General features: G+C 60.6%; 23 protein-coding genes. 6 read left to right on the top strand and 17 right to left on the bottom strand.

Translation table 11 applies throughout. From position 1 onward, the window contains the following. Positions 1-140: 140 nt before the first annotated feature. The 6 genes from rodA to WC811_RS18495 all read right to left on the bottom strand — a co-directional run bounded on the left by rodA (position 141) and on the right by WC811_RS18495 (position 7,455). Positions 141-1,274, bottom strand: a complete 1,134-nt coding sequence (rodA, locus tag WC811_RS18520) for a rod shape-determining protein RodA (protein ID WP_372646880.1) — start codon at positions 1,272-1,274, stop codon at positions 141-143. Beyond that, positions 1,274-3,088: a penicillin-binding protein 2 gene (gene mrdA, locus WC811_RS18515; protein WP_372646879.1), complete on the bottom strand. Its 1,815-nt coding sequence runs from the start codon at positions 3,086-3,088 to the stop codon at positions 1,274-1,276. Before mrdA ends, rodA begins: the two co-directional genes overlap by 1 nt. Positions 3,089-3,147: 59 nt before the next feature. Next, the gene (mreD, locus tag WC811_RS18510) at positions 3,148-3,660 is read right to left on the bottom strand and encodes a rod shape-determining protein MreD (RefSeq protein WP_372646878.1); all 513 of its coding nucleotides are present in this window, start codon (positions 3,658-3,660) and stop codon (positions 3,148-3,150) included. Next, entirely contained in the window at positions 3,657-4,634 is a 978-nt protein-coding gene (mreC, locus tag WC811_RS18505) for a rod shape-determining protein MreC (RefSeq protein ID WP_372646877.1), read from the bottom strand. Before mreC ends, mreD begins: the two co-directional genes overlap by 4 nt. Further along, positions 4,631-5,671, bottom strand: coding sequence for a rod shape-determining protein (locus WC811_RS18500; RefSeq protein ID WP_372647132.1), 1,041 nt, complete (start codon positions 5,669-5,671; stop codon positions 4,631-4,633). The genes mreC and WC811_RS18500 overlap by 4 nt, the downstream gene beginning before the upstream one ends. A 203-nt stretch (positions 5,672-5,874) precedes the next feature. After that, positions 5,875-7,455, bottom strand: coding sequence for a 2-isopropylmalate synthase (locus WC811_RS18495; protein WP_372646876.1), 1,581 nt, complete (start codon positions 7,453-7,455; stop codon positions 5,875-5,877). Positions 7,456-7,967: 512 nt separating this feature from the next. Between WC811_RS18495 and WC811_RS18490 the strand changes: the two genes are divergently transcribed. Continuing rightward, a complete protein-coding gene (locus tag WC811_RS18490; protein WP_372646875.1) occupies positions 7,968-8,549 on the top strand; it encodes a cytochrome b in 582 nt (193 codons plus the stop codon). On the opposite strand, the gene WC811_RS18485 is transcribed toward WC811_RS18490, so the two are convergent. The 11 genes from WC811_RS18485 to WC811_RS18435 all read right to left on the bottom strand — a co-directional run bounded on the left by WC811_RS18485 (position 8,539) and on the right by WC811_RS18435 (position 19,980). Then, positions 8,539-9,450, bottom strand: coding sequence for a PhzF family phenazine biosynthesis protein (locus WC811_RS18485; protein ID WP_372646874.1), 912 nt, complete (start codon positions 9,448-9,450; stop codon positions 8,539-8,541). The genes WC811_RS18490 and WC811_RS18485 overlap by 11 nt on opposite strands. Positions 9,451-9,560: 110 nt before the next feature. Next, entirely contained in the window at positions 9,561-10,292 is a 732-nt protein-coding gene (locus WC811_RS18480) for an NUDIX hydrolase (protein ID WP_372646873.1), read from the bottom strand. An 823-nt stretch (positions 10,293-11,115) separates the two neighbouring features. Further along, positions 11,116-12,135 carry a ketol-acid reductoisomerase gene (gene ilvC, locus WC811_RS18475; RefSeq protein WP_372646871.1) on the bottom strand — a complete coding sequence of 340 codons (1,020 nt, stop codon included), beginning with the start codon at positions 12,133-12,135 and terminating at the stop codon, positions 11,116-11,118. 276 nt (positions 12,136-12,411) lie between these two features. Further along, a complete protein-coding gene (locus WC811_RS18470; RefSeq protein ID WP_372646870.1) occupies positions 12,412-13,017 on the bottom strand; it encodes a LysE family translocator in 606 nt (201 codons plus the stop codon). A gap of 76 nt (positions 13,018-13,093) precedes the next feature. After that, entirely contained in the window at positions 13,094-13,639 is a 546-nt protein-coding gene (gene ilvN / locus WC811_RS18465; protein ID WP_372646869.1) for an acetolactate synthase small subunit, read from the bottom strand. 17 nt (positions 13,640-13,656) lie between these two features. Continuing rightward, positions 13,657-14,331, bottom strand: coding sequence for a glutathione S-transferase family protein (locus tag WC811_RS18460; RefSeq protein WP_372646868.1), 675 nt, complete (start codon positions 14,329-14,331; stop codon positions 13,657-13,659). 2 nt (positions 14,332-14,333) lie between these two features. After that, positions 14,334-14,870 carry a hypothetical protein gene (locus WC811_RS18455; RefSeq protein ID WP_372646867.1) on the bottom strand — a complete coding sequence of 179 codons (537 nt, stop codon included), beginning with the start codon at positions 14,868-14,870 and terminating at the stop codon, positions 14,334-14,336. Next, positions 14,867-16,630, bottom strand: coding sequence for an acetolactate synthase 3 large subunit (locus WC811_RS18450; RefSeq protein ID WP_372646865.1), 1,764 nt, complete (start codon positions 16,628-16,630; stop codon positions 14,867-14,869). Before WC811_RS18450 ends, WC811_RS18455 begins: the two co-directional genes overlap by 4 nt. Positions 16,631-16,707: 77 nt before the next feature. Next, positions 16,708-17,652 (bottom strand): tRNA (adenosine(37)-N6)-dimethylallyltransferase MiaA, encoded by a 945-nt coding sequence (miaA, locus tag WC811_RS18445; RefSeq protein WP_372646864.1) that lies wholly within the window; start codon positions 17,650-17,652, stop codon positions 16,708-16,710. A 75-nt stretch (positions 17,653-17,727) separates the two neighbouring features. Further along, the gene (locus WC811_RS18440; protein ID WP_372646863.1) at positions 17,728-18,996 is read right to left on the bottom strand and encodes a carbohydrate porin; all 1,269 of its coding nucleotides are present in this window, start codon (positions 18,994-18,996) and stop codon (positions 17,728-17,730) included. Positions 18,997-19,284: 288 nt separating this feature from the next. Then, a complete protein-coding gene (locus tag WC811_RS18435) occupies positions 19,285-19,980 on the bottom strand; it encodes a hypothetical protein (protein WP_372646862.1) in 696 nt (231 codons plus the stop codon). Positions 19,981-20,177: 197 nt separating this feature from the next. Here WC811_RS18435 and WC811_RS18430 point away from each other — a divergent pair, with 197 nt between their 5' ends. The 5 genes from WC811_RS18430 (at position 20,178) to WC811_RS18410 (ending at position 23,739) form a co-directional block, all read left to right on the top strand. Next, positions 20,178-20,630, top strand: coding sequence for a pseudoazurin (locus WC811_RS18430; RefSeq protein WP_372646861.1), 453 nt, complete (start codon positions 20,178-20,180; stop codon positions 20,628-20,630). 163 nt (positions 20,631-20,793) lie between these two features. After that, complete coding sequence (locus tag WC811_RS18425; RefSeq protein ID WP_372646860.1) at positions 20,794-20,979, top strand: hypothetical protein; 186 nt, start codon at positions 20,794-20,796, stop codon at positions 20,977-20,979. A 137-nt stretch (positions 20,980-21,116) separates the two neighbouring features. Next, on the top strand, positions 21,117-21,683 hold the full coding sequence (locus tag WC811_RS18420) for a TetR/AcrR family transcriptional regulator (protein WP_372646858.1): 567 nt from the start codon (positions 21,117-21,119) through the stop codon (positions 21,681-21,683). A 51-nt stretch (positions 21,684-21,734) separates the two neighbouring features. Next, complete coding sequence (locus WC811_RS18415) at positions 21,735-22,676, top strand: SDR family NAD(P)-dependent oxidoreductase (RefSeq protein WP_372646856.1); 942 nt, start codon at positions 21,735-21,737, stop codon at positions 22,674-22,676. Between the two features lie 40 nt (positions 22,677-22,716). Continuing rightward, positions 22,717-23,739 carry an SDR family oxidoreductase gene (locus tag WC811_RS18410; protein ID WP_372646855.1) on the top strand — a complete coding sequence of 341 codons (1,023 nt, stop codon included), beginning with the start codon at positions 22,717-22,719 and terminating at the stop codon, positions 23,737-23,739. The last annotated feature ends 63 nt before the right edge of the window (positions 23,740-23,802 follow it).

The raw sequence follows: 23,802 nt of genomic DNA, 5'->3' as shown, positions 1-23,802 counted from the left end.
GGAGCGCATAGCATCGCCATACGGCTCTGTCCACCCCCATCGTCCGCATTCGCCAGCCAATTGAGAAAATTGCGATTTTTCGACGCTCTCACAATGCAAATACGGCGGCGATCGACCGTTTGGACCCGGGGGATTTTCCTTCAATGCCGTCCGTCGCGCCCGTGAACGTATGCCGACATAGCAATGCCGAGCCCTAGCATCAGCGTCGTCATCGAAGTGCCCCCATACGATACGAGTGGTAGTGGAACGCCGACGACCGGGACAAGCCCCGTGACCATCGCCAGGTTGATGAAGACGTAGACGAAGAACGTCATCGCTGATCCCGCGATGGCCAGCCGCGCGAACCGGTTCTCGCATCGCTGGGCCATCAGCATCATCATCAGGATGAGGGCGGCGTAGATCGCGAGGAGCACCATCATGCCGGTGAAACCCCACTCCTCGCCGATAATGCTTGCGATGAAGTCCGTGTGCTTCTCCGGAACGAAGTTGAGCTGGCTCTGCGTTCCCTGCATGAACCCTGTCCCAGCGATGCCGCCCGCTCCCAGCGCGATTTTCGATTGCGTGATGTGATAGCCCGCCCCAAGCGGATCCGTGCCGGGATTGAGAAAGACTTCGATGCGCCGCTTCTGATAGCCGTGCATACCCGACCAGATCGCCGGCAGCGCCGCGATCGCCACGATCGCACCAAAAGCGAAGTAGCGCATCGGCACTCCGGCGAGGAACATCAGCGATAGCCCGAGCGCCACGAACAGCGCCGCCGATCCAAGGTCGGGCTGCTGCAACGTCAACAGAACAGGTACGCCGATCATCGCCAATGGAATGAGGACATTGCGCAGTCGACCGACCTCGTCAGAGCGGAGGTGCACGTAGTAGCGCGCGAGCGCCGCGACCAGCGCCAGCTTCATCAGCTCGGACGGCTGGAACGAAATGACCCCCGCGCCGATCCATCGCTTGGCGCCGAGCGCCTCGACACCGACGTACGGAACGAGCGCCAATGTCAGCAGCGCCACCGCATAGACCGGATAGGCGAGCTTCATCCAGACTTCGAGACGCACCGTCGCCATGAAAACGACGACCGCGAGCATGACCAGAAATCGCAGCGTGTGACGCTCGGCCCAAGGCAGGAACGAGCCGCCGGATACGGAATAGAGCGTCGCCGTGCCAATGCCCGCCAGAATGCAGGTCGTGACGATAACGGGCCAGTGGACGCGCAACAACTTTGCGCCGATCCGAAGCGGTTGCCCGGTATTCCACGCAGAATAGACGGCTTTCATCATCCTGCCTCGTCGCGTCCGGCGCCAACGCCGGGCACATTTCCGCTGTCGCCGCCCGACCTGCGGCGTTCATCGGAAACACGATCGGTCGCGAGCGCAAGGATGTCGCTCGCCAGCGCCGCGGCGGCTTCACCGTCACCGCCGTGCTCGATGACGGTCGCAATGGCATAGCGAGGCGCGTCCGCTGGTTCGTAGCCGATAAACAGCGCATGACTACGCTTCGGCCATGCCATCCTCGTCGCCGTGCTTTCTCCGCTCCAAGCACTAGTGTCCGACACGCCCGTCTTGCCGGCGACTAAGGGCTTGCCCTCAGCGAGCTTGGCCTTCGCCGCCGACCCGCCAGCGTCGTTGACGGCAGCTGTCATGGCGCGCCGCACAGTTTCGAAATGCGCGGCTTGAAACGCGAGTTCTGCAAACGCCCCCGATCCCGCCTCTGGCACCGCGGGTTTGCGCAATACCGGCGCGACCGCACGTCCGCTCGCCAGACGCGCCGCCACGACCGCAAGCTGCAACGGCGTGGCCTGAACGTAACCCTGTCCGATCCCGGTCAACAGCGTTTCGCCGCCAAGCCATCCTGCGTAAAGATTGCCCCTCTTCCAATCGGGATCGGGAACGACGCCCGGCTTCGCTTCCGATAGGCCGATATCACTCACCGCGCCCATGCCCATGGCCCGCGCCGCTCCCGCGATCCGGCCGATGCCGAGCCGCAACGACATCGCGTAGAAAAACACCTCGCACGACGACCGAATAGCGTCATGCAGCGTGATGCTGCCATGCCCCGCGGAATTCGAGCAGCGATAGATTTGGCCGCCGTATTCGTATCGGCCGTTGCAGACGATGCGCTCATCAAGCGAAACGACCCCGGCGTCGAGCGCCGCAAGAGCTGTAACCACCACGAACGTCGAGCCCGGTGCATAGAGACCTGAAATCGCGCGGTTGAGCAGCGGCTCGTCTCCCGATCCCAAGAGCGTCGCCCAATCGCTTTCCGATATGCCTCCCGCAATATTCGTCGGATCGAAGCCCGGCACCGATGCCATCACCACGATGTGACCCGTGGCGATATCGAGCAAGACAGCCGATGCTCGTCGCTCGCCCTGCATGCGCTCGACGACGCGACGTTGCAGCTCGGAGTCGATCGTGAGCGTAACGTCGCGGCCCGTCACGGGATCAACTTTTTCAAGCTCGCGCACGATGCGTCCGCGCGCATCAACTTCCGATTTCAGCGTTCCCCCCGTGCCGCGAAGATCGGCATCGAATCCAAGCTCGGCGCCGCTCTTGCCGACGCGAAAATCCGGAATACGGATCACCGCATCGTCATCGATGCCGAAATGCTCGACGCTTCCAACAAAGCCGACGACATGGCTGAGCGCTGCGCCGTCTCGATAGCGCCTGCGCCAAATAAGATCGGTCTTGATGCCTGGAAGGCTCGGCGCATGGAGATTGAGTTTCGCCACCTGCTCGAACGAAAGATCGGATGCGATGATCGTCGGCAGATTTCGATTTTTCTTGCGCGTGCGCGTGACAATTCCCGCGATCTCGTCATCCGTCAGCGGCACGATATGGCCGACGCGCCGCAGGATAGCACCGACGTCGCGCGCGAGCGACGGCGTGATCGTCACGCGAAAGACGTCGTCATTGTCGGCGATGACGCGGCCGAACGCGTCGAGAATTCGTCCCCGCTTCGGCGGCAGAACCTGCAAATTGATCCGGTTGTCCTCCGCGAGCGGCGCATAGCGGTGGGCGTCGCGCACCTGTAAATCGAACAGGCGCAAGCCGATGAGACCAAATCCCGCCGCCTGCGCGCCTCCGAGCATCAAGCATCGCCGCGTGAATTGATTCCGCCGTCGCCGTTCATCGTCCGGGGGGTCCGCCATCAATCGCCCCGCGTCAGCCGGACGGGTCGGACGGATTTGCCCGCGGTTCCGAAGGCGCCGAACGCGAGCGTGACGATAACGGCCGCGACGACGGCAAACCCGGCGCCACGCGCATAGGGCCGGAAATCAAGGCTTTCAAGAAAATAGAACGACGCCACAAACCAGGCGAATACAGTCACCGAGACAATCGCCCCGGCAAAAAGCACCAATGTCTTCGCCGTCCCCTCGACGTCTAAGCGCGACGCATAAACAGCGCAGACATAGGCAACGAGATAAACCAGCGCCCAATAGCCGAGCGGCCCTTGCGTCAGCACATCGAGCATCAGACCGGCAAGAAAAATCACCCATTCCGGCAGCCACGCGTCGAGATCGAGAGTCCAATAATAGATGGCCACGATCGGCAGCAGCGGCAGCACGAAGCGATCGTCCGCCGCCATTCCCCAAGGCAGGATCGCAACGATCGTCAGCACCGCAACGGACACGACGGGCATCACGAAACGAAGCCGCGTCATGGTCCGCCCCCCGAGGCACGGGACGGATCGCTGTTCTTGGCGGTGCTCGCCGATTTGCGAGATGAGAGATCGCCTGTCAGGTCCGCCGACGGATCGTCGAAGAAAAGCACGCTGACGTAGTCCAGCCGATCGAGATTGGCTCGCAGCGCCACGCGCGGATCTGACCCCGCGTCATCCGCAACGACGCCGAGACGAAGCCCGATCGGGAAAAGCCCCCCTGTCCCCGATGTGGAGACGTCATCGCCCGGCGATACCTTGGCGCCGTCCGCAAGATAGATGAGACGAGGACGCGCGCCGTTATCTCCCGCCATGATCGCCCGCTGCGCATTCGGCCCGACGACGACCGGAATTCGGCTATCGATGTCCGTCGCCAAGAGCACGCGTGCGGCGTTGGCGCCAACATCGACGACACGCCCGACGAGCCCATCACCGTTGATGACCGGATAGCCCAATTTCACCTTGCGCGCGTCCCCCGCATCGATTGTGGCGTTGTGCCCGAAAGCTCCAGTCGAATCCGCGATCACCCGGCTCGTGATAAAATCGAGCTTCTGCTCAGGAACGACTTTCGCAATCGCTTCGAGACCGGAGAGCTTCGTCTCCAGTTGCCGTGCGCGCCACTCCCAGCTCGCCAGCCTGCGATTATCTTGTTTGAGGCGTTCGAGTTCGGTTTGCAGTTCAAGCTGCGTCGAGATCGTTCGCCCCATCTCGCGGATCGGTTCGAGCGGAACCATCGCGGTTCTGAACACCGGCATCATCCAAGACGTGATCTGCCAGCGAACGTCCCCGAGCATGCTGTGATCGAGCCGGCTCAACAGCATCAGGGCCGACGCGACAAAAATGAGAAAAAGCAGAACGGGCCGCATGCGCCGGCCCCGCGCCGCATCGTCGCCGCGCTTGAAAACGAGATGACCTTCCTTGACGCGCGCCATGATCGTTATCCGCTGCTCTCGAATGCGAACGTCGATCAAGCTCAAGGCTTGATCAAAAGATGCTCGCGGTCTTTGAGCCTTTCCAGAATTGCCGCCGACCCCGCAATGACGCACTGTTCCGGCTGCTCGGGGATATGAACTTTGATGCCGATCCGCCGTTCGAGTTCGGCATCGAGCTTAGCGAGCTTCGCTCCGCCGCCCGAAAGATGAATACCGCGTTCGCAAATATCCGTCGAAATCTCCGGCGGAAGATCCTCAATTGCGTGCTGAATGAATTCTGAAATCCTCTCGATCGGCGCTTCCAGCGCTTCCGCGATATCCTGCGGCCCAAGCACCACCGTTTTTGGTTTGCCTTCGCGGATCTCACGGCCGCGAATGAAGATCTCGGCGGTCTCGCCATTGACGTTGCCCGACGCCGATCCGGCCTCGATCTTGATGCGCTCGGCGTTCGCTTCACCGATTAGAAGCTGGTGACGGCGGCGAACGTAGAGAATGATCGCTTCATCCATCGCGTTGCCGCCGCAGCGGATCGAGTTCGCCTGCACGACGCCGCCCAGCGAAAGCACCGCGATATCCGTCGTGCCGCCACCGATATCGACGACCATCGATCCCTTCGGCTCATCGATCGGCAGTCCCGCGCCGATCGCCGCCGCGACAGGCTCTTCGACAAGATAGACTTTCCTCGCCCCCGCCGACATCGCCGTTTCATAGACGGCCCGCCGCTCGACCGGCGTCGCGCCCGCCGGCACGCAAATCAAAATGGTTGGACGAATGAACCCGACGATCGATTTCGTCCGGCCGATAAACTGCCGAAGCATTTCCTCCGTCGCCACGAAATCGGCAATGACGCCGTCGCGCAGCGGCCGGATCGTCTCGATGCCTTCGGGCGTCCGCCCCAGCATCTCCTTGGCCTTCTCGCCCACCGCCAGAACGTCGCGCACGCCACCGCGCGAACGGATGGCGACCACCGACGGCTCGTTCAGAACGACGCCGCGCCCAGCAACATAGACGAGAGTGTTGGCCGTACCGAGATCGATGGCAATGCTGTCGGAAAATGCTCTTTTAACGCCTAAACCAAACATCCCGTGAACCCGGCCCATTTCATGTCGCCCGAGCTTACGGGACGCACGGCGTTAATCAAAGTCACGGCCGTCGACGGCTGAGGCGAGTGCCGGACGGCTTCGACTGCAGCCACGTACATACACAGACAAACGCGTGCGGGGTAGCATGCTTCGTTGGTCGCACGCTACCCCGACCGATAATTCAGGAAATATAGGCTTTCCGGCTAAATCGCCTGCTGCGCCTGAGCCGTCTTTTGCCGTTTGACGACGAGCTTGTTGAGCGCCGCAACATACGCCCGCGCCGACGCGACGAGCGTGTCGGGATCGGCAGCGCGCCCGGTCACGGCACGTCCATCTTCCTCAAGGCGCACAGAGACTTCGGCTTGCGCGTCGGTCCCTTCCGTCACCGCGTGAACCTGATAGAGCTCCAGGCGCGCATTGTGCGGCAGCAGCATCTTGATGGCATTGAAGGTTGCATCGACAGGCCCATTGCCGACGCTCTGCACCGTCTTCGGTTGTCCACCGATGTCGAGCGTCAGAGTCGCGGTTTGCGGACCCATCGTTCCGGCAATGACGGTCAGCGCCGACAATTTGACGTTGTCGTTGATGTGCGCGACGCCATCGTCGACGAGCGCCTCGATGTCCTCGTCGTAGACGTGCTTCTTACGGTCGGCGAGCGCTTTAAAGCGATTGAAGGCATCTTCCATCGCGTTGTCGCCGAGATTGTAGCCAAGCTCCTTCAGCTTCGACTTGAATGCGGCGCGGCCCGAGTGCTTGCCCATGACGAGCGACGATTTACCGACGCCGACCGACTCGGGCGTCATGATCTCGTAGGTCTCGGTATTCTTCAGCACGCCGTCCTGGTGGATGCCACTCTCGTGCGCGAACGCGTTCCGGCCGACGATGGCCTTGTTGTACTGCACCGGAAAATTCGTCACCGCCGAAACGAGCTTCGACGCCTGCGACAGCATCTCGGACGTAATGCCCGTGCGATACGACAGCAGATCGTGACGCGTCCGGATCGCCATTACCACCTCTTCGAGCGCGGCGTTGCCCGCCCGTTCGCCGAGGCCATTGATCGTGCATTCGATCTGCCGCGCGCCCGCGCGTACACCTGCCAGCGAGTTCGCAACCGCGAGACCCAGGTCGTCATGGCAATGGGTCGAGATCACAACCTTGTCCATGCCTGGCACGCGCGTCTTCAGCATCGTGATGAGATCGAAATATTCTTCCGGCAGCGCGTAGCCGACCGTGTCGGGAATATTGATCGTCGTAGCGCCAGCCTTGATCGCGGCCTCGACGACACGGCAGAGATAGTCGTGCTCGGTCCGCGTCGCGTCCATTGCGCTCCACTCGACATCGTCGGTGTAACCGCGCGCTCGCGTCACGGACGAGACGACGCGCTCATAGACCTGCTCTTGCGTCATCTGCAGCTGATGCTGGCGATGCAGCGGCGACGTGCCGATGAACGTGTGGATGCGCCCGCGCTTCGCCGGCTTGATGGCTTCGCCTGCCCGGTCGATATCGCCGAAGTTCGCGCGCGCCAACCCGCAGATCACCGACTGCTTCGCGAGCTTCGCGACCTCGGTCACGGCCTCGAAGTCGCCATCCGACGCAATCGGAAAGCCCGCCTCGATAACGTCGACACCCATCGAATCGAGAAGCTCGGCGACCTGCAGCTTCTCCTCGAACGTCATCGTCGCGCCGGGACACTGTTCGCCGTCGCGCAGCGTTGTATCAAAAATGATGATCTTATCGTCTTCGCGCATTGGCTCTACCGGCGCGTCTTGAGTTGGGGACGTCATGTGCTTCTCATCCTTTACCGGGCGACCTCTGGGGTCTGCCGCTTTTCGCTCTCAAGCTCGTAAGTCCTGGCCGTCCGATCCCCTGGGCACAAACCCGGCGGACAGCCGGGCGTCATGCGGCCCAGGGGCCGGTAAGGAGGAGCGAAAGCAGAAGCTTGGACGCAAAGGACCCGCCGCGCGTGCTCCTCGCGGGCGCAAAAGAAACGGCGGTGTCGGTCGCGCAGGCCATAACGGCAACAGATCCAAGAAAACCGGTCGAAGGTCCAGTCTGCGGTGAATAACCGATCTGGCCCCAGAAAATCAAGCCATCCCTCGGTCGCGTGGCCGCAAAGGAAGAAAATCGAGCTTCCCGCGGCGGTTCTCGATATTCACCAAGACGGATTAGCCGGGCTTTTGCGTTTCTTAATCTCAAGCCATTCACTTTTGAAATAAAGAGAACATTGATCAGCCTCAATTTCACCCGAGCGCTCAAGGGCAGATTAAGTCGCATAAGGCTACATGGAGAAAATTCCGTGACCGTCGTCGCCTCAAATCCTACGTCCAACACCACCGGCTACCCCCCGGCCGCCATCGCACTGCACTGGATCATGGCAATACTCATCGCGGCGGTTTTCACCGCGATCGAGCTGAAGGGCTACTATCCGAAGGGCAGTGAAACACGGGCGCTACTCGGTTCCATCCATATGATGCTCGGAATCACGGTTTTTCTGCTCGTCATCGTTCGCATCGGCGTTCGCACGCAAAACGCCGCGCCGCCGATCGCTCCTCGCCCCGCCTCATGGCAGACTGCCATCGCACATCTGACGCATCTGACGCTCTACGCTGCAATGATCGGAATGCCGTTACTTGGCTGGACGATGGTAAGCGCGGGCGGCCACTCTATTCCCTTTTACGGTCTCTCCATCCCGCCCATCATCGGCGAGGACAAAGCACTCGCGCACAACTTGGAAGAGGTCCACGAGTTTCTCGGTAACGCCCTCTACTACGTCATCGGCCTTCATGCCCTTGCCGCCCTGGCGCATCATTATCTGCAAAAGGACAACACGCTTCTCCGCATGCTGCCACATCGCGGCGGGCCAAACGTCAGATCTTGAGGACGCCCTCGGCGATCCGCACGGCATAGCCGCCAATGCGGACGCCTTCGAGCTTTCCGCGCGCAACCGTCATGGTCAGCGAAATCGCACTCGGACGGCCCATCTCGATGCCTTGCTCGATGGCGCGCTTATGTGTGCCGTCAGGCAGCACGTCGAATTCCTGCACGATATAGGCGAAACTCGCCGCAGCCGAGCCGGTCGCCGGATCTTCCGGCACGCCGAGATCCGGAGCGAACATGCGCGCGTGAAACGCCGACTGAGCCCGCACGCACTGCCGCGTATAAAGATAGACACCCTGAACGCCGCGATCGGTGAAGGCACGCACCCAATGCTTCGGCGTAACCCTCACCTTGGCCATCGCTTCGAGGTTGGCGACCGGCATGAAGGCAAACGTCGGCACGCTCTTGAGGAGAGTCGGCTTGTGGTTCTCGAAACCAATCTCCGTTGAGATGAGACCGACCGCTGCCGAGATTTCCTCGGGCTCCGAAAGAGCTTCGGGCGCATTCGATATCTTCGGCGCATCGAATTCACCGAACGCCGCGCCGCCGCCTCGCTTGCGCACGCCGACGCGGATGCTGCCAATTTCCTCTTCGAGCGCGATGATCGCGTCGCTCTCGCCGTTGACGAGCGACGTCCGAAGGTCGGCAAGTAGAATGGCCGCCCCGAGCGTCGGATGACCAGCAAACGGCAATTCGCGGCTCGGCGTGAAGATGCGAATGCGCGCCGTATGGCCTGGGCTCGACGACGCAAGCACGAAAACCGTCTCCGAGAGGTTGAACTCCCGCGCGATCGTCTGCATTTCAGACGAACTCAGACGATCGGCTTCCAGCACGATAGCAACCGGATTGCCGCCGAACGGGCGTTCCGTAAACACATCCAGGACGTGATAGGTAAGCGCCATCGTGCGCCGGTCTCCCCGCTGTCGATTGCGCTGAAATGGCCGCGCGAGCGGCGGCACCATGCGTCAAGCCTCCGCCGGAGCCAAGCCCTTTTTCCGCACCAGGAGGACCTTTAGCGCGCGACCAAAAGTGTTTCGAGCAACAAGCGCGCATAGGGCAGCATCGCCAGGCCTTCGAGATCTTCGAGCTGGCCGACTGGAATGACAGCTTCGAGTTCCGGATGGTCCGATATGGCATTGTGCTGTTCGACCTGGGCGGCAAACTCTTCGCTTGCCATCGGCCAATAGAACGGTACGGCGAAACACAAATATGTGCCGTACCGCACGACGACGATCCCTTCCTCGCGTTGAAGGCTTTTACCTGCCTCGCCGATTTCTTCCTCGATTTCCCGCTCGACACTCGCGCCGATATCGATCGTGCCATCGGGCAGCACATCGCGGTCGTCGATGAAACCTGACGGCAGGTAGGCAAATCCCGAGTTGACGTTTCCGGGGCGCTGCCGAACCAATATGATCTTTCCGTCGGATGCGCGAATGAGCGCTGATCCAAACCCGTCGATGACGCCCGCTTCCGGAAACCCGAGCGATCGCCAGTAGAGAAAGCTTTTGAAATTGGTGCGGACCAACGACGCGTGAAGTTCGGTTCCCACCGCCTGCGCATCGCTCACGAGATGTACGATACCGTTGAAGTAAGCGGGATTGGCGGCTGTCGCATCTTGCCAGTGCGCGTCGACCTCCTTGGCGTACGTGTCGGCGAACGGCCAGTCATCGCCAACGACATTCAGAACGCAACGCGATACGACCTTAACGCTGTTTCCGTGCGGAAAGCCGGCCTGGGATTTCATTCGTATTTTCACCTTTGCAATTGGCCGGAGAACGCGGTCCAACCCAACAAGCCACAAATAAGTCTCGGTTTGATCAAAAGTCCCTGGCGTATTTTCGCTGAATTTCAAATGCTCGAATTGCCGATATCGCAATTGGTTTTAACCCGCGATCCCAATCGCACAAATTCGCTTCAGCCACGTGTTGAGCCAAGTTTCGTCATGACGCGGCCAAGATTCGACAGCCATATGACGTTAACGACAGCGTCGCTGGGGGGCGACAGTCAAGATCTCCCAGCACCTCTTAGCCGGTTTCAGTTCCTGGTGTTGTACCAGGACACATTCTGGCGAGGTGCCTGAGAATCCATCTGCCTCCCGATGAAAATCTCATCGGGGCTCGCGTAGGCAACCAGCCGCGCGCGAGCCCCTCCGAATCCGAAGATGTCGCGTCAGCGGCAATATTCGGAAACGGGCGGCAGAGGTCCCCGCTCCTCTGCCGCCCGCGTTAGTCCCGGCCTGCACCCCGCAAGGGCAAAGGCTGGATATGACGTGGACCGCCCGCGCTGCCGCACGTAAACCCTCCCCAAGAGCGCGGTAGCGCGGGTCGGTTCCCGTTTCATCATATCCATCACAACAGCGGCTCACCCAACTCGTACCGACCCATCACATCATCCAGGCCGAAGGCCGGGATCCAGTCGAATCACGACACCGGGAACATGGCTCGTCGTCGGGGCGCCGACCTCCGTCGGCATGACGATGCCGATGGACGAGCCCCAATAAAAAAGCGGCAACCTCGGAAGGCCACCGCGTTTTTTAATTCGGTTGCTTGCGTTGACGCCCGGACGGATCAGTTCTTGCCCTTGTCCACAAGCTTGTTCTTGCCGATCCACGGCATCATCCCGCGAAGCTTGGCGCCGACTTCCTCAATCTGATGCGCATCGTTCAAGCGGCGCGTCGCCTTGAAGTTCGGCTGACCGGCTTTCACCTCGAGCATCCAGTCGCGCACGAATCGGCCGGTCTGAATGTCCGTCAGCACGCGCTTCATCTCAGCCTTCGTCTCCGGCGTGATGATGCGCGGCCCCGTCTTATACTCGCCGTACTCGGCCGTGTTTGAAATCGAGTAGTTCATATTGGCGATGCCGCCTTCGTAGATGAGGTCGACGATCAGCTTCACCTCGTGGAGACATTCGAAATACGCCATCTCCGGCGCATAGCCCGCTTCGACCAGTGTTTCGAAACCGGCGCGGATCATTTCGACGAGGCCGCCGCAAAGCACGGCTTGCTCACCGAAGAGGTCCGTCTCGCACTCTTCGCGGAACGTCGTCTCGATGACGCCCGAACGCCCGCCGCCGATCGCCGACGCATACGACAAGAAGAGATCATGCGCGTTGCCGCTCTTGTCCTGATGGACAGCGATGAGGCACGGCACGCCGCCGCCCTTCTGATATTCGCCGCGCACCGTGTGGCCCGGGCCCTTCGGCGCGATCATGCCGACGTCGAGATCTTCGCGCGGCTCGATCAGATTGAAGTGGACATTGAGGCCGTGCGCGAACAGCAGCGCCGCGCCCTTCTTCATGTTCGGAGCGAGCTGCTCTTTATAGATGTCGGCCTGAAGCTCGTCGGGCGTCAGCATCATGATGACGTCCGCCCACTTCGCAGCGTCGGCGACTTCCATGACCTTGAGACCGGCCTGCTCGGCCTTCGCCGCCGAACCCGAGCCCTTGCGAAGCGCAATGACGATGTCCTTGATGCCGGAATCTTTAAGGTTCAACGCATGCGCGTGGCCCTGACTGCCGTAGCCGACGACAGCGACTTTTTTTGATTTGATAAGATTGATGTCGGCATCACGATCATAATAGACGCGCATGGGCGGCCTCTCGGGTTCCCCGGTCGAAATCGACAGTCGGGCTGGGTTGAATGCGTATGGCGGCCCATATCCATCCGGAGACGGGCGCCCTGAAAACTGGGCGGAACCTACAGATATCGGAATAAGGATTCAACGGCCCGGAGGTGCTACCGACTGCCCTAATTCGGAATATTTCACCGCAGCCTATCGGCTCATATTGCAAAGCGGCATTAACCGAACCGCCCCACGAGGCGGGCGGCGGCGAAACATCGGCAAAGCTTGTGCGCGATTCTTTTCTCATATCAGGTCCCGCACGATTGGCCAGAGCGACGCGACAAGCGCGACAGCCATCGCGATGTTGAAAGCCCGCATCGACCGCTCGTCCTTGAGAAGCGACCGAAGCGACGTGCCGAACAACGCCCAAACCGACGCCGACAGCGTCGAAACCAGCGTAAAAACCACAGAAAGCAAGGCCAAATCATTCCACAGATGGTCCGGCGCAACGTAATTCGCCGCGACGCTCAAGCAAACCGTCCAGCCTTTCGGATTGACCCACTGAAAGAGCGCAGCTTCGATGAACGTCATCGGCCGCGCTTCATCGCTGACGATCGGATCGGTCGCCCCCGCCGTCGCGATCCGCCACGCGAGCCATAAGAGATAGGCAATGCTGACGACGCGCAACGCCGTGTAAAGCGGCGGAAAAAGCACGAACACGCGGCCGATGCCAAGACCGACCGCCACGATCATGATCGTGAAGCCGATGACGACGCCAAGAATGTGCGGCTGCGTTCGCACGAAACCGAAGTTAACGCCGGACGCCAGCAGCATCGTGTTGTTCGGCCCGGGCGTCAGGGCCGAGACGAGCGCGAAGGTAATCAGCGAAAGAAAGAGTTCGTGAGACATTTGTCGTCGGCAGCACACCGAAGCGTCTGCTCGTCCCAATTCGATAATGTGTTGTCAGTTTCCGAGCTGAATGTCGTCAGCCGATCGCGCCACGCCCGATGGCCGCAATGCCCGTTCGCGAAACCTCGACGAGACCGAGCTCCGACATGAGCTGAATGAACGTCTCGATCTTCGAGGGCTTGCCGGTGACCTCAAACACGAAATGCTCGATCGATGTGTCGACGACCTTGGCCCGGAAGATCTCGGCGAGGCGCAGCGCTTCGATCCGCTTGTCGCCCTTGCCCGCAACCTTTACCAGCGCAAGCTCGCGTTCGATCGCGCCGCCTTCTTCCGTCAGATCGCGGACGCGATGCACCGGAACGAGGCGTTCGAGCTGCGTCTTGATTTGTTGAATGACCGCCGGCGTTCCGCTGGTGATGATGGTGATGCGCGACAGATGCCGCTCATGCTCGACCTCGGTAACAGTCAGCGAGTCGATGTTGTAACCTCGGCCCGCGAACAGCCCGATGACACGCGCCAGCACGCCCGGCTCGTTATCGACGACGACGGACAGCGTTCGCGATACGATCTCCTGCGAACGCGAGGGGCTCGGGTAGTGCGACTGCTTCAGTGGTTCAGACATCGTCGGTCTCTTCGTGTTCAAACAAAACTCTCAACAAGGGTATGGCCGGTAGCATAATCGGGAATGCTCCACGGTTCTACGAGGGCCGCCTCGCGCCAGTTGGCGAAAGCCGGATGCGCCAGAACGGCATCCATATAAGCACGCGTCGATTCCCGGACGGGAATTTGATAGCTGTCGAACCGCGCGACGACCGGCGCGTACATCGCGTCAGCGGCCGAAAACGGCCCGTAAAGAAATGGCCGCCCGCCGGCAAAGCGATTGCGCGCTTCCGACCATATGTCTTCGGCCCGGTCAATGTTCGCCCGCAAGGCTTCCGTGATCGGTGGCGTCGCGAAGCGCGCGCCGAGATGCATCGGGCAGGCCTGCCGCAAAGTCTGAAAACCTGAGTGCATCTCGTTCGAAATCGCCCGCGCATGAGCCCGCGCGTTGCCGTCTCGCGGCCAGATCGCGACGTCGGGAAATTTCTCCGCCAGATATTCGATGATGGCGAGACTCTCCCACACCGTCACCTCGTCGTCGACCAGCGCCGGCACTTTCCCAGAGGGCGAATACTCCAGCATCCGCCCGCGACTGTCCGGCATCCGCAGCGGAATGATCTCTTCTTCGAACGGAATGGCAAATGAAGACAACACAAGCCATGGCCGGAGCGACCACGACGAATAGAGTTTGTTGCCGATGACGAGCTTCAGCATCGCTATTTGTTGCCGTCCGCCGCGCCGCTATCGGGATCGCCCGGCTTCCTCGGCGGGAACACCGACTTCAGAAAAATCGGCATGCCATTTTTGTCGACCATCTTCTTGAAGTCGTCCGCCTGCTTGACGGAGATCTTGTAGGCCGTAAAGGCAGCAACGAATCGCGCACCCATGCCGCGCGCGATATCCTCAGGCGCGGGCGTTCCCATTCGCACGCGCTGCTCTTGCGGAATACGCGCATAGATCTGCGCCAGCACCTGGCTGTGCATGTAATCCTGCGCCAGACACGACTCGAGGCCCGGTGAATATTCGCTGGCGAGCATCTGCGTCCGATAGCAGGCGTCGAGAAACTTCAGCACACCCGCCGAACCTTCCTGCCGGTGCAACACGCCGAGACGCCGGGCGGCGTCCTTGATGTTGGCGACGTGGTCCCAGGTCTCTTTGGCGGCAGACGCATGCGGAACCGCGACGAAGCTCATCGCGAAAACCGCGAAGACCGCGCCGAGAATTCCGAAACCTGTTCCCCCGTGCGTTCTCAAACCAGCACCTTTCCTGCTTCTCCGATAGCGTTCTCGACTTCCTCTTCGGTATTCTCGCCGAGCAGCATCTCGTTGTGAGCCTTGCCCGATGGGATCATCGGGAAACAGTTCGCAAGCTTCGCGACCCGGCAATCGAACATGACCGGACCCTTCGTGTTGATCATCTCGTTTATCGCATCGTCGAGATCCGCGGGATGCTCGCAGCGCATGCCTGTCCAGCCGTAGGCGTCCGCCAGCTTCACGAAGTCCGGCAGTGCCTCGGTGTAGCTCTCCGACAGCCGATTGCCGTGCAGAAGCTGCTGCCACTGACGCACCATGCCCATGTATTCGTTGTTCATGATGAAAACCTTGACCGGAAGCCGGTACTGCACGGCCGTCGAGCATTCCTGAATGTTCATCAGAATGGACGCATCGCCCGCAACGTCAACAACGAGCGATTTCGGATGCGCAATTTGTACCCCGATCGCGGCGGGCAATCCATAGCCCATCGTGCCGAGCCCACCCGATGTCATCCAGTGATTCGGCTCTTCGAGGTTCAGGAACTGCGCCGCCCACATCTGATGCTGACCGACCTCGGTCGTGAAATATGTGTCGCGATTCTTCGTCAACTCATTGAGCCGCTGACACGCGTACTGCGGCATGATGATATCTTTGGACGCCTTGTAGGACAGCGATTTCTTCGCCCGCCAGCTATCGATGTGCTTCCACCACGTCTTGTGCGCGGCCTTATCGAGCACCGGCGCCTTCGCCTTCCAGACGCGCAGCATATCTTCGAGCGCGTAAGCGCAATCGCCGATGATCGGAATATCGACCATGATATTCTTGTTGATCGAAGACGGATCGATATCGACGTGGATCTTTTTGGAGTTCGGCGAAAACGCGTCGACACGCCCCGTGATACGATCGTCGAAGCGTGCGCCGATGTTGATCATCACGTCGCAATCGTGCATCGCCATATTGGCTTCGTAGGTGCCGTGCATCCCGAGCATGCCGAGCCACTGCTTGTCCGACGCCGGATAAGCGCCAAGACCCATCAGCGTCGACGTGATCGGATAGCCCGTCAAGCGCACGAATTCCCGAAGCAACTGGCTCGCCTTCGGACCTGAATTGACGACGCCGCCGCCGGTGTAAAACACTGGCCGCTTGGCACTCGCGATCAAGTCGACAGCCTCGCGCACCGCCTGCTGATCCGGCTTCAGCTTCGGCCGGTAAGTCTTGTGCTGGATGTTCGACGGGCCGACATAGTTGCCGGTCGCAAACTGCACGTCCTTGGGAATGTCGACCACAACCGGACCCGGACGGCCCGTGCGCGCGATATGAAACGCTTCGTGCAGAATGCGCGCCAGATCGTTGACGTTCTTCACCAGCACGTTGTGCTTCGTGCACGGCCGCGTAATGCCGACCGTATCGCATTCCTGGAACGCATCGTTACCGATCAGATGCGTCGGCACCTGCCCTGTAATGCAGACGAGCGGAATAGAATCCATCAACGCGTCGGCAAGACCCGTCACCGCATTGGTCGCGCCCGGCCCCGACGTTACGAGGCAAACGCCGACCTTACCCGTCGAGCGCGCGTAGCCTTCGGCCGCGTGCAGCGCTCCGCCTTCCTGGCGCACAAGAATGTGGCGGACCTTCTCCTGCTGGAAGATCTCGTCATAGATCGGAAGAACCGCGCCGCCCGGATATCCGAAAATCGTATCGACGCCTTGGTCGGCCAGCGCCGTCATGACGATTTCGGCGCCGGTCATCGTGCGTGCCATCGAAATACTCCTCTGCGGGCATCGGACCCGCCATCATCGCGAAAGTTTGGGGAACCTAGGTGCGCGATCCTAATTGGTCAACGCTTAGACTGAATAAATGCGAAAATTTCTCGCATGGAACTTTCCATAGATTTCGTTTTTACAGCATACCACGTAATCATATGACTTTTGTGCCAAGTTTCCTGCCGTTTGATGTACTGCCGGGTCTCCGCCTGGGACGCCGATATCGACTCATCCAAGCTGATCTCGCAACGTATAGCCCGGAGCAGCGGCCGCACGCCGATCGCCCGCATCGCCGGTAGTCCGCCGTCGAGTTGCATATCCGACAACGCCTGAACTTCCGCTATGCCGCCATCCCTAATCATCTCGGCGAACCGGACATCTGCACGGGCGTGAAGCTCGGCGCGATCGACCTGAACCACGAAGCGAACCGTCTCCGCGTCATTGAGAACCGGCTGCCCCTTGAGCGTTTGCCACTCCGCCAACGACCGCCCGGTCGACTGCAGAACCTCAAGCGCCCGCACAATCCGCTGCGTGTCCGCCGGCTGAAGCCGCGCCGCGACGACGGGATCGCGCTCCGTAAGCTCGGCATGCAATGACCCGGCGCCTCGACGCGTCGCCTCACCGCGCCAGTACTCCCGCACCTCGTCCCGGATCTCCGGGATCGGCGAAAGCCCTTCGAGCAGTGCCTTGAAATAGAGGCCCGTCCCCCCGACGATGATGGGCCGTCGACCCTCGCCCTGTGCCTTGGCAATGGCATCCCCAGCGTCGCGAACGAACCGCCCTGCCGAGTAGGCTTCGCTGGCCGGAACGAAGCCATAGAGCGCGTGCGGCACGCGCGCTTCGTCGGCGGGCGTCGGCCGCGCCGTCAGAACCCGCAGCTCACGATAGACCTGCATGCTGTCGGCATTGATGATCGCACCGCCAACTCGCTCCGCGATCGCCATCGCGAGCGCCGACTTACCGCTCGCCGTCGCTCCCGCGATCAGGATGGGCTTCAGATCTGTTTGAGCGCTGCACATGAAAAAGCCTCCTAGCGCTGCGGCGCTAGGAGGCGCAAGTCACGACGGGAAAATTAACCGTTCGGTCGATGCCGCTCAGTAGCTGATCTTCAGGCGCGAACCCCAGACGGCTGCATGATCGACCTCCGCCACGGCGCCTGGATTCCAGAAGTACTGGAAGTCCGGTGCCAGTGTGATGCCGTTCGCGATCTGCGCGACGTAGTTGAGTTCGAGCACCGACTCGAAGGTCTTGAGCTCGGAGGGATCGGTGTCGACCAGATCGCTGGAAATCTGGCCATATCCGTAGGCGGCGCCGAACGTATCCTTTGCCCGGCCCGGCACGAAGCCCGCGAACAGAACACCCGTATCGAAGTAGAAATCCATCGGGCTGCGATCCGTGGGGCTACCCGAAATACGGCCGAAGGCCGTGATGGTCTTGTCGCCGTCACCCTTCCAGATCTGCTGGTCGATGATGCCGTAGATTCCGTAGTCGTTGTTAACGCCGTTACCGCTGCGGAAGTCGGAGTAAACGCCTTCTGGAGCATTGAACTGCTTCCAGCCGCCAAACTTCACGGTCCCCTCCAGGCCGATATTGTACTTATACGCACCTTCGAGGATCATCAGCTCGCCGTCGCCGAAGCGGAAATCGGTCCCGTGCGGGTTGTCCTTCTGAGGGTCCTCGGCGAACGGATCGGCCGGGCTGCCGTTAAAGACCGCGCCCATGAGGGTCAGCTTGTCGTTCGGCGTGAACGTCACCACCGCGCCCATCGACGTCAGCGGATAGCCGGGACCGCCCTGGATGGTGTTGGATGCCAGAATACCGGGCCAACCGAACGTACCGTTCAAGAAGACAGCCGCCGTGTCGCTGATGAAGAACATCGTATCGGCGGCGATCGAACCGACCTTCACCTTCACTTTATCGTCGAGCAGCGACTGCTCGAGCCACAGCTCATCGAGACGGACAGTCTCGAAGCCCTCAAGGTTGCTGACGGCGAAAATGCTGCCCGTCTTCGCCGTTGGCCCGTCGCCATGAACGTAGAAGGCATTGGCGTGAATGGTCGCGCCCTTCCAGCCCATGATCTTCTCAAGGTCGAGATCGACATAGGTCTCGATGAGGCCGTTATACGTTGATCCGCGAGAAAGCCCGCCGGAGGTCACGTCGTAGTATTCACCGTTGTAGTTGACGCCGTATTTGACACCGGAAGCGGCCAGCGAAGCGCGTACCGAGTCAAAGGGAAGATCCGCGGCGATCGACTCGTCAGGGACGCCGATATCCGGCTTGTCTTCCGCCTTTGCCGCCGTCGCCGCCATCAGCGAACCCAAAGCAAAAACCGGCAAAGCCCCGGCCAAAAGTTTCGATGTCATATAGTCCCCCAAATTCCTCCGGTCCGGCCTGACGCTTCGGTCGCACGGCACCGGCTATTGAACCCGCCTCCCGGCCCAACGGGGTCAAACAGAAGATACTTGACGCGTCTCGTCAACATTTGAGTGGGCGAATAGGATCATGCGATGTGAGGCAAGATCAGGACTGTTGCTGATTTGCAATCTTTCGCGGCATCAGCCTGAGAGAAACGGTCGCAAGCCGTGCTGATTCCGGGAACATCTTCCAATCGTCAGCAGTGACCCGAGGTCAGCCGCCCCCATCTCGGCGAATCACTTCGGAGCGATATCCGCGCCGTCACGCGCTTGTCCCACAAATGGCAAATCGCGCCCCGTCCATCGCCGCCAGAGATCCGCGACCTGCGGCCGGACTCTCTTCCAGGCCTTTGAGACTTCGGCATTCGCACGCGCCTTCACGATGCGCCCATAACGCCATGCCCACGACGCCCGAATCTGGGCGTAGAGCGCGTCCTTCCAAGGCATGAACCAATTGAAGGCCTGCGCGAACCAGCCGATCTGCATCAGCGACGGCTTCACCAAAATGAAAATGCGGGCAATCAGCGCCGTCGACGCGATCTTGGCCCCGACGAACAAAAGCGTCGCCGATACGAAATGCTCGTTCGCCAGCAGCCAGAGCGCAAAGAATTTGAGCGGCAGCAGCAACGACGTCGGCAGCAGCAGGGCGATCAGCGCCGCATAGGGCGGCAGCCTTGCGAGCAGTCTTTCCAGCGCCGCGACCGGCGCGAATTTCGCAAGCCGTCCGAGCAGGTTCGAAAGCGGCCGCCACCCCCATTCCTCGAACAGGATGATAAGGGCCGCTATAATGTTGAGCGCTGCGATCAGCGGGCCTCGTGCGATTTTCCAAGCCGTCCTCAGAAGCTCGCGTACCGTCCAGATCGCAATGACCGTGCCGCGCCAAAGCGCGCCCGATATCCTCTTCGCCGTCGCTATGAAATCGTCTGTGCTCAATCGTTTTCGCCTCTTCGGGCCAGCAAAATGCGGCATCGGAGGCAAGTGTAACATCGCGATTCGGGCCGGGGATAAGTTTTGCCCGCGCAATCCGCGAATTGGCCTTCCCCGAACGCGTCAAAAGGACACTTGAGGCGCGGCCCAACCTATTCTATACTTTTTATGTAAACAAAAAACGGCCGGGAATAGGAAACGATATGAAAGTGACCCATCACGTTCTGATGGCGGCTGCTATTACCCTGGCCGCGCTCGCTATGCCACACGACGCTAGCGCCACCGAACACATCATCGAAATGCGCAATAAGGACGACGCCGGCAATCTCATGGTGTTCGTGCCCGGCTTCCTGAAAATCGAATCCGGCGACACCGTGAAATTCGTGCCGACCGACAAAGGCCATAACGCTCAAAGCGTTCCGAACGCCTGGCCCGAAGGAATTCCGGAAGTGAAAGGCGCCTTCAGCAAGGAAGTCGTCTTCACCCCCGGCAAGGACGGGCTCTACGTCATCAAGTGCCTGCCCCATTACGGCATGGGCATGGTCGCCCTCGTCCAGGTCGGCAAGCCCGTCAATCTCGACGCGATCAAGAGTTTCGTCGCGACCGGCAAAGCGAAACAGCGCTTGGAAGCCGAAGTCGCGAAGGTAACGCCGTAACAGAATCGAGTTGAGCCCAAGGTTTTCCTGGAAGGGCCAAAGGCTAAGCTCGTGCTACCCCTGAGATGGGTCTCCCGGCCCCAAATCTCGGGGGTAGCTTTTTTATGCGGCGATTGAAGCCCTCGCGGCTATCCTCGAGTCGAACGACGGAGGACATTCCCCGATGGCTTACCTGCTTGAAGAGCATCGCTCGACGCCGCTCGCGTTCGATACCAAACACACCTACCTCGGCAACGGCGATGTCTTCGTTGGCCGCGCGCTCGCCATTCGGTTCGCAACCCGCGATGAAGCCGAGACGAAACGCGCAAAGCTCCCCAATCCCGACGACTGGATCATCGTCGAGAATTAAATCCGCTCCAGAACATCCACGATCTCGTTGCGGCAATTCGACGATCGCCGTTTCACCACCAGCGCCAGCCGCGTCCTCAAATTCATAATTGACTGTCTAGTCACTCATGAAGTATGCAATCCGGCTAAGGAGACGACATGGCGAAGCCAAAAAGCGAAGAAAAGCGCAACGCGATCATGGCCGCCGCAACGCGCGTGATCGCAGCCCAGGGGCTTGGCGCACCGACCGCAACAATCGCCCAAGAGGCGGGCGTCGCCAACGGCACGCTTTTCACGTACTTCGAAACGAAAGCGGATCTGATCAACGAACTCTACCTAGAACTAAAGACCGAAATGGCCACAACCGCTTTAGACGGACTCCGCGAGTCGGCAGACCTTCGCAAGCAGGCATTCCACGTCTGGAAGCGTTCGATGAATTGGGGGATGGCCAGTCCGGAGAAGCGGCGTGCCCTATGCCAGCTCGGCGTCTCCGACGAAATTACACCGGCGACGCGTTCACAGGCGCATCAGGCCATGGCGCCTGTCGCCGAACTGATGGAACGCATTCGCGCCGATGGTCCGATGCGCAACGCCCCGATGAGTTTTGTCGTCGCGATCATGGAATCGCTGTCCGAGACGACGATGGACTTCATGATCCGCGAACCTGGCAACGCCGACAAGCACTGCAAAGCCGGGTTCGATGTGTTCTGGCGGGCAGTCGGATAATTTTTTGATCAAGAAATGACTGACTAGACAGACAATTAATGAGGGAACGCGATGTCGAAGACTGCGTTGAAAAATCCTATAGATCCCAACGTCTACATTGTCACCGGCCCGACGTCCGGCATCGGCCGCTTCACGGCGCTTGAATTGGCCGAGCACGGCACCGTCGTCCTGGTCGGGCGCGACCGCAACAAGCTCGACGAGATGCAGAGGATCATCGAGCAAAAAGGGCGGCGCGCGATATCGGTCGTATGCGATCTGTCGGAGCTCGACAGTGTGCGGCGCGCGGCAGCAGAAATCATCGCGCTCGAACTTCCAATTGCAGGCTTGCTCAACAACGCGGGCATCATGCAGGTGCATCCGACGAAAAACGCGATGGGCTGGGACATGACGTTCGCGACCAACCATCTCGGTCCGTTCACGCTGACGGAAGCACTCGTGCCATATCTGCCCGACGGCGCGAACGTGTTGTTTGTCGCCTCCGCCGCCGAAGACCCGGAGCGCAAACCCGCGGTAGCCGCCGGTTTCCGTGGCGGGCGCTATATCTCGGCCGAAGCCGGCGCGCGCGGCGAGTGGCAATCCGGCGGTTCCGCAAGGGTGGGCATGGACGCCTACGCCACGTCGAAGCAGTGCAATCTCGCCACCGCGATGGCCTTCGCCCGCGAGACGCCTCGGCTCCACTTCAACGCAATCGAACCCGGCGTCACTCCGGCCACCGGCCTTGGGCGCGATGCCGGTGCCTTCGTACGCTTTCTGTCGAAATACATCGTTCCCGTGCTCGTACCGCTGCTGATGCCCTTCATCAAGGTTTTGAACACCCCGCAGCGGGCCGCACGCGTGATCGCGAAAGTCCTAACCGATACTTCGGGCCAGACCGGCGTCTATTACGACGAGAGCGGCCAGCCAACGCAAGGCTCCACGCTCGTGCGCGATCCGAAATTTCAAGACCGCGTCGTCGCTGAGACGCGCGCCTTGCTGTCAAAGATTTCAACCTGAAAATTTGAATCGACCGACCGGCAAACCATTGGAGAGAATGATGTCCAAAACAGTGCTTGTGACCGGCGCGACCGGCTTCGTCGGCAGTTGGTGCGTGGTTGAGTTATTGCAGCGTGGCTACACGGTTCGCACCACCGTGCGCAGCCTCGCGAAGGAAGCCGCCGCACGCACGATCATCGCCTCGGTCGTCGACCCCGGTGACAAGCTCACCTTTTTTGCGGCCGACCTCAATCGAGACGAAGGATGGGACGCCGCAGTGGCAGGCTGTGACTATGTCCTCCATGTCGCGTCTCCTCTCGGCACCGACAACCCCAAAGACCCCGACGTGCTCGTCGTGCCGGCGCGCGAAGGCACGCTGCGCGTACTGCGTGCCGCGACTGGCGCCGGGGTCGAACGTATCGTGATGACGTCTTCAGTTGCCGCGTGCGCGCCGAGAATAAGAAGCGGAGAGACTACGACCGATGAGACGTTCTGGACCGACCCGAGCGATCCCGACCTCGGCGCCTATCGTTTGTCGAAGACTTTAGCGGAACGGGCTGCTTGGGATTTCATGTCCCAGCAGTCCAGCCGGACGAGACTGACGACAATTCTGCCGAGCGCCGTACTTGGGCCGGTACTGAGTAAAGAAAACCTGGGATCCGTCCAGATCGTCCAGCGCTTGCTCACCGGCAGCATTCCCGGCGCGCCCCGGCTGGGTTTCAACTTTGTCGATGTCCGTGACGTGGCCGACCTCCACATCCGCGCCATGACCGCGCCGGAAGCGGCAGGCGAGCGCTTTATCGCAGGTGGTGAATGGAAATGGATGAAAGACATATCGGAGATCCTGCGGTCGGAGCTGGGCCCGCGCGCGAAGAAAGTTCCGAGCCGAAATCTGCCGGACTTCGTGCTGCGGCTGATCGGCATTTTCGACCCCACCGTGCGAGTCGTCACGCCGTTGCTCGGCCGCAAACACATGGTCACGTCAGCGAAGGCTCAAACCGTTCTGGGCTGGAAGCCTCGTTCTGCGAAAACAGCGATCGTCGACTGCGCCGAGAGCCTCATCGCCAAGGGTGCCGTAAACTAATTTCGGAACTGCCGTCGCCATCACGGCTCGGGCCGTGCTACGACGCCCGACCAACTTCATGGC

Origin of the sequence: Hyphomicrobium sp., assembly GCF_041659645.1 — a bacterium.
Classification (GTDB): Bacteria; Pseudomonadota; Alphaproteobacteria; order Rhizobiales; family Hyphomicrobiaceae; genus Hyphomicrobium_B.
Note: the sequence above shows the minus strand (reverse complement) of the source record. Positions and strands in the feature narration are given on the sequence as shown.

Bases quoted from the DNA above. Each gene is read 5' to 3' on its own strand.
- rodA (WP_372646880.1), bottom strand. From the start codon at position 1,274: ATGAAAGCCGTCTATTCTGCGTGGAATACCGGGCAACCGCTTCGGATC.
- mrdA (WP_372646879.1), bottom strand. From the start codon at position 3,088: ATGCTCGGAGGCGCGCAGGCGGCGGGATTTGGTCTCATCGGCTTGCGC.
- mreD (WP_372646878.1), bottom strand. From the start codon at position 3,660: ATGACGCGGCTTCGTTTCGTGATGCCCGTCGTGTCCGTTGCGGTGCTG.
- WC811_RS18500 (WP_372647132.1), bottom strand. From the start codon at position 5,671: ATGTTTGGTTTAGGCGTTAAAAGAGCATTTTCCGACAGCATTGCCATC.
- WC811_RS18495 (WP_372646876.1), bottom strand. From the start codon at position 7,455: ATGACGTCCCCAACTCAAGACGCGCCGGTAGAGCCAATGCGCGAAGAC.
- WC811_RS18485 (WP_372646874.1), bottom strand. From the start codon at position 9,450: ATGGCGCTTACCTATCACGTCCTGGATGTGTTTACGGAACGCCCGTTC.
- WC811_RS18480 (WP_372646873.1), bottom strand. From the start codon at position 10,292: ATGAAATCCCAGGCCGGCTTTCCGCACGGAAACAGCGTTAAGGTCGTA.
- ilvC (WP_372646871.1), bottom strand. From the start codon at position 12,135: ATGCGCGTCTATTATGATCGTGATGCCGACATCAATCTTATCAAATCA.
- WC811_RS18470 (WP_372646870.1), bottom strand. From the start codon at position 13,017: ATGTCTCACGAACTCTTTCTTTCGCTGATTACCTTCGCGCTCGTCTCG.
- ilvN (WP_372646869.1), bottom strand. From the start codon at position 13,639: ATGTCTGAACCACTGAAGCAGTCGCACTACCCGAGCCCCTCGCGTTCG.
- WC811_RS18460 (WP_372646868.1), bottom strand. From the start codon at position 14,331: ATGCTGAAGCTCGTCATCGGCAACAAACTCTATTCGTCGTGGTCGCTC.
- WC811_RS18450 (WP_372646865.1), bottom strand. From the start codon at position 16,630: ATGGCACGCACGATGACCGGCGCCGAAATCGTCATGACGGCGCTGGCC.
- miaA (WP_372646864.1), bottom strand. From the start codon at position 17,652: ATGTGCAGCGCTCAAACAGATCTGAAGCCCATCCTGATCGCGGGAGCG.
- WC811_RS18440 (WP_372646863.1), bottom strand. From the start codon at position 18,996: ATGACATCGAAACTTTTGGCCGGGGCTTTGCCGGTTTTTGCTTTGGGT.
- WC811_RS18430 (WP_372646861.1), top strand. From the start codon at position 20,178: ATGAAAGTGACCCATCACGTTCTGATGGCGGCTGCTATTACCCTGGCC.
- WC811_RS18425 (WP_372646860.1), top strand. From the start codon at position 20,794: ATGGCTTACCTGCTTGAAGAGCATCGCTCGACGCCGCTCGCGTTCGAT.
- WC811_RS18420 (WP_372646858.1), top strand. From the start codon at position 21,117: ATGGCGAAGCCAAAAAGCGAAGAAAAGCGCAACGCGATCATGGCCGCC.
- WC811_RS18415 (WP_372646856.1), top strand. From the start codon at position 21,735: ATGTCGAAGACTGCGTTGAAAAATCCTATAGATCCCAACGTCTACATT.
- WC811_RS18410 (WP_372646855.1), top strand. From the start codon at position 22,717: ATGTCCAAAACAGTGCTTGTGACCGGCGCGACCGGCTTCGTCGGCAGT.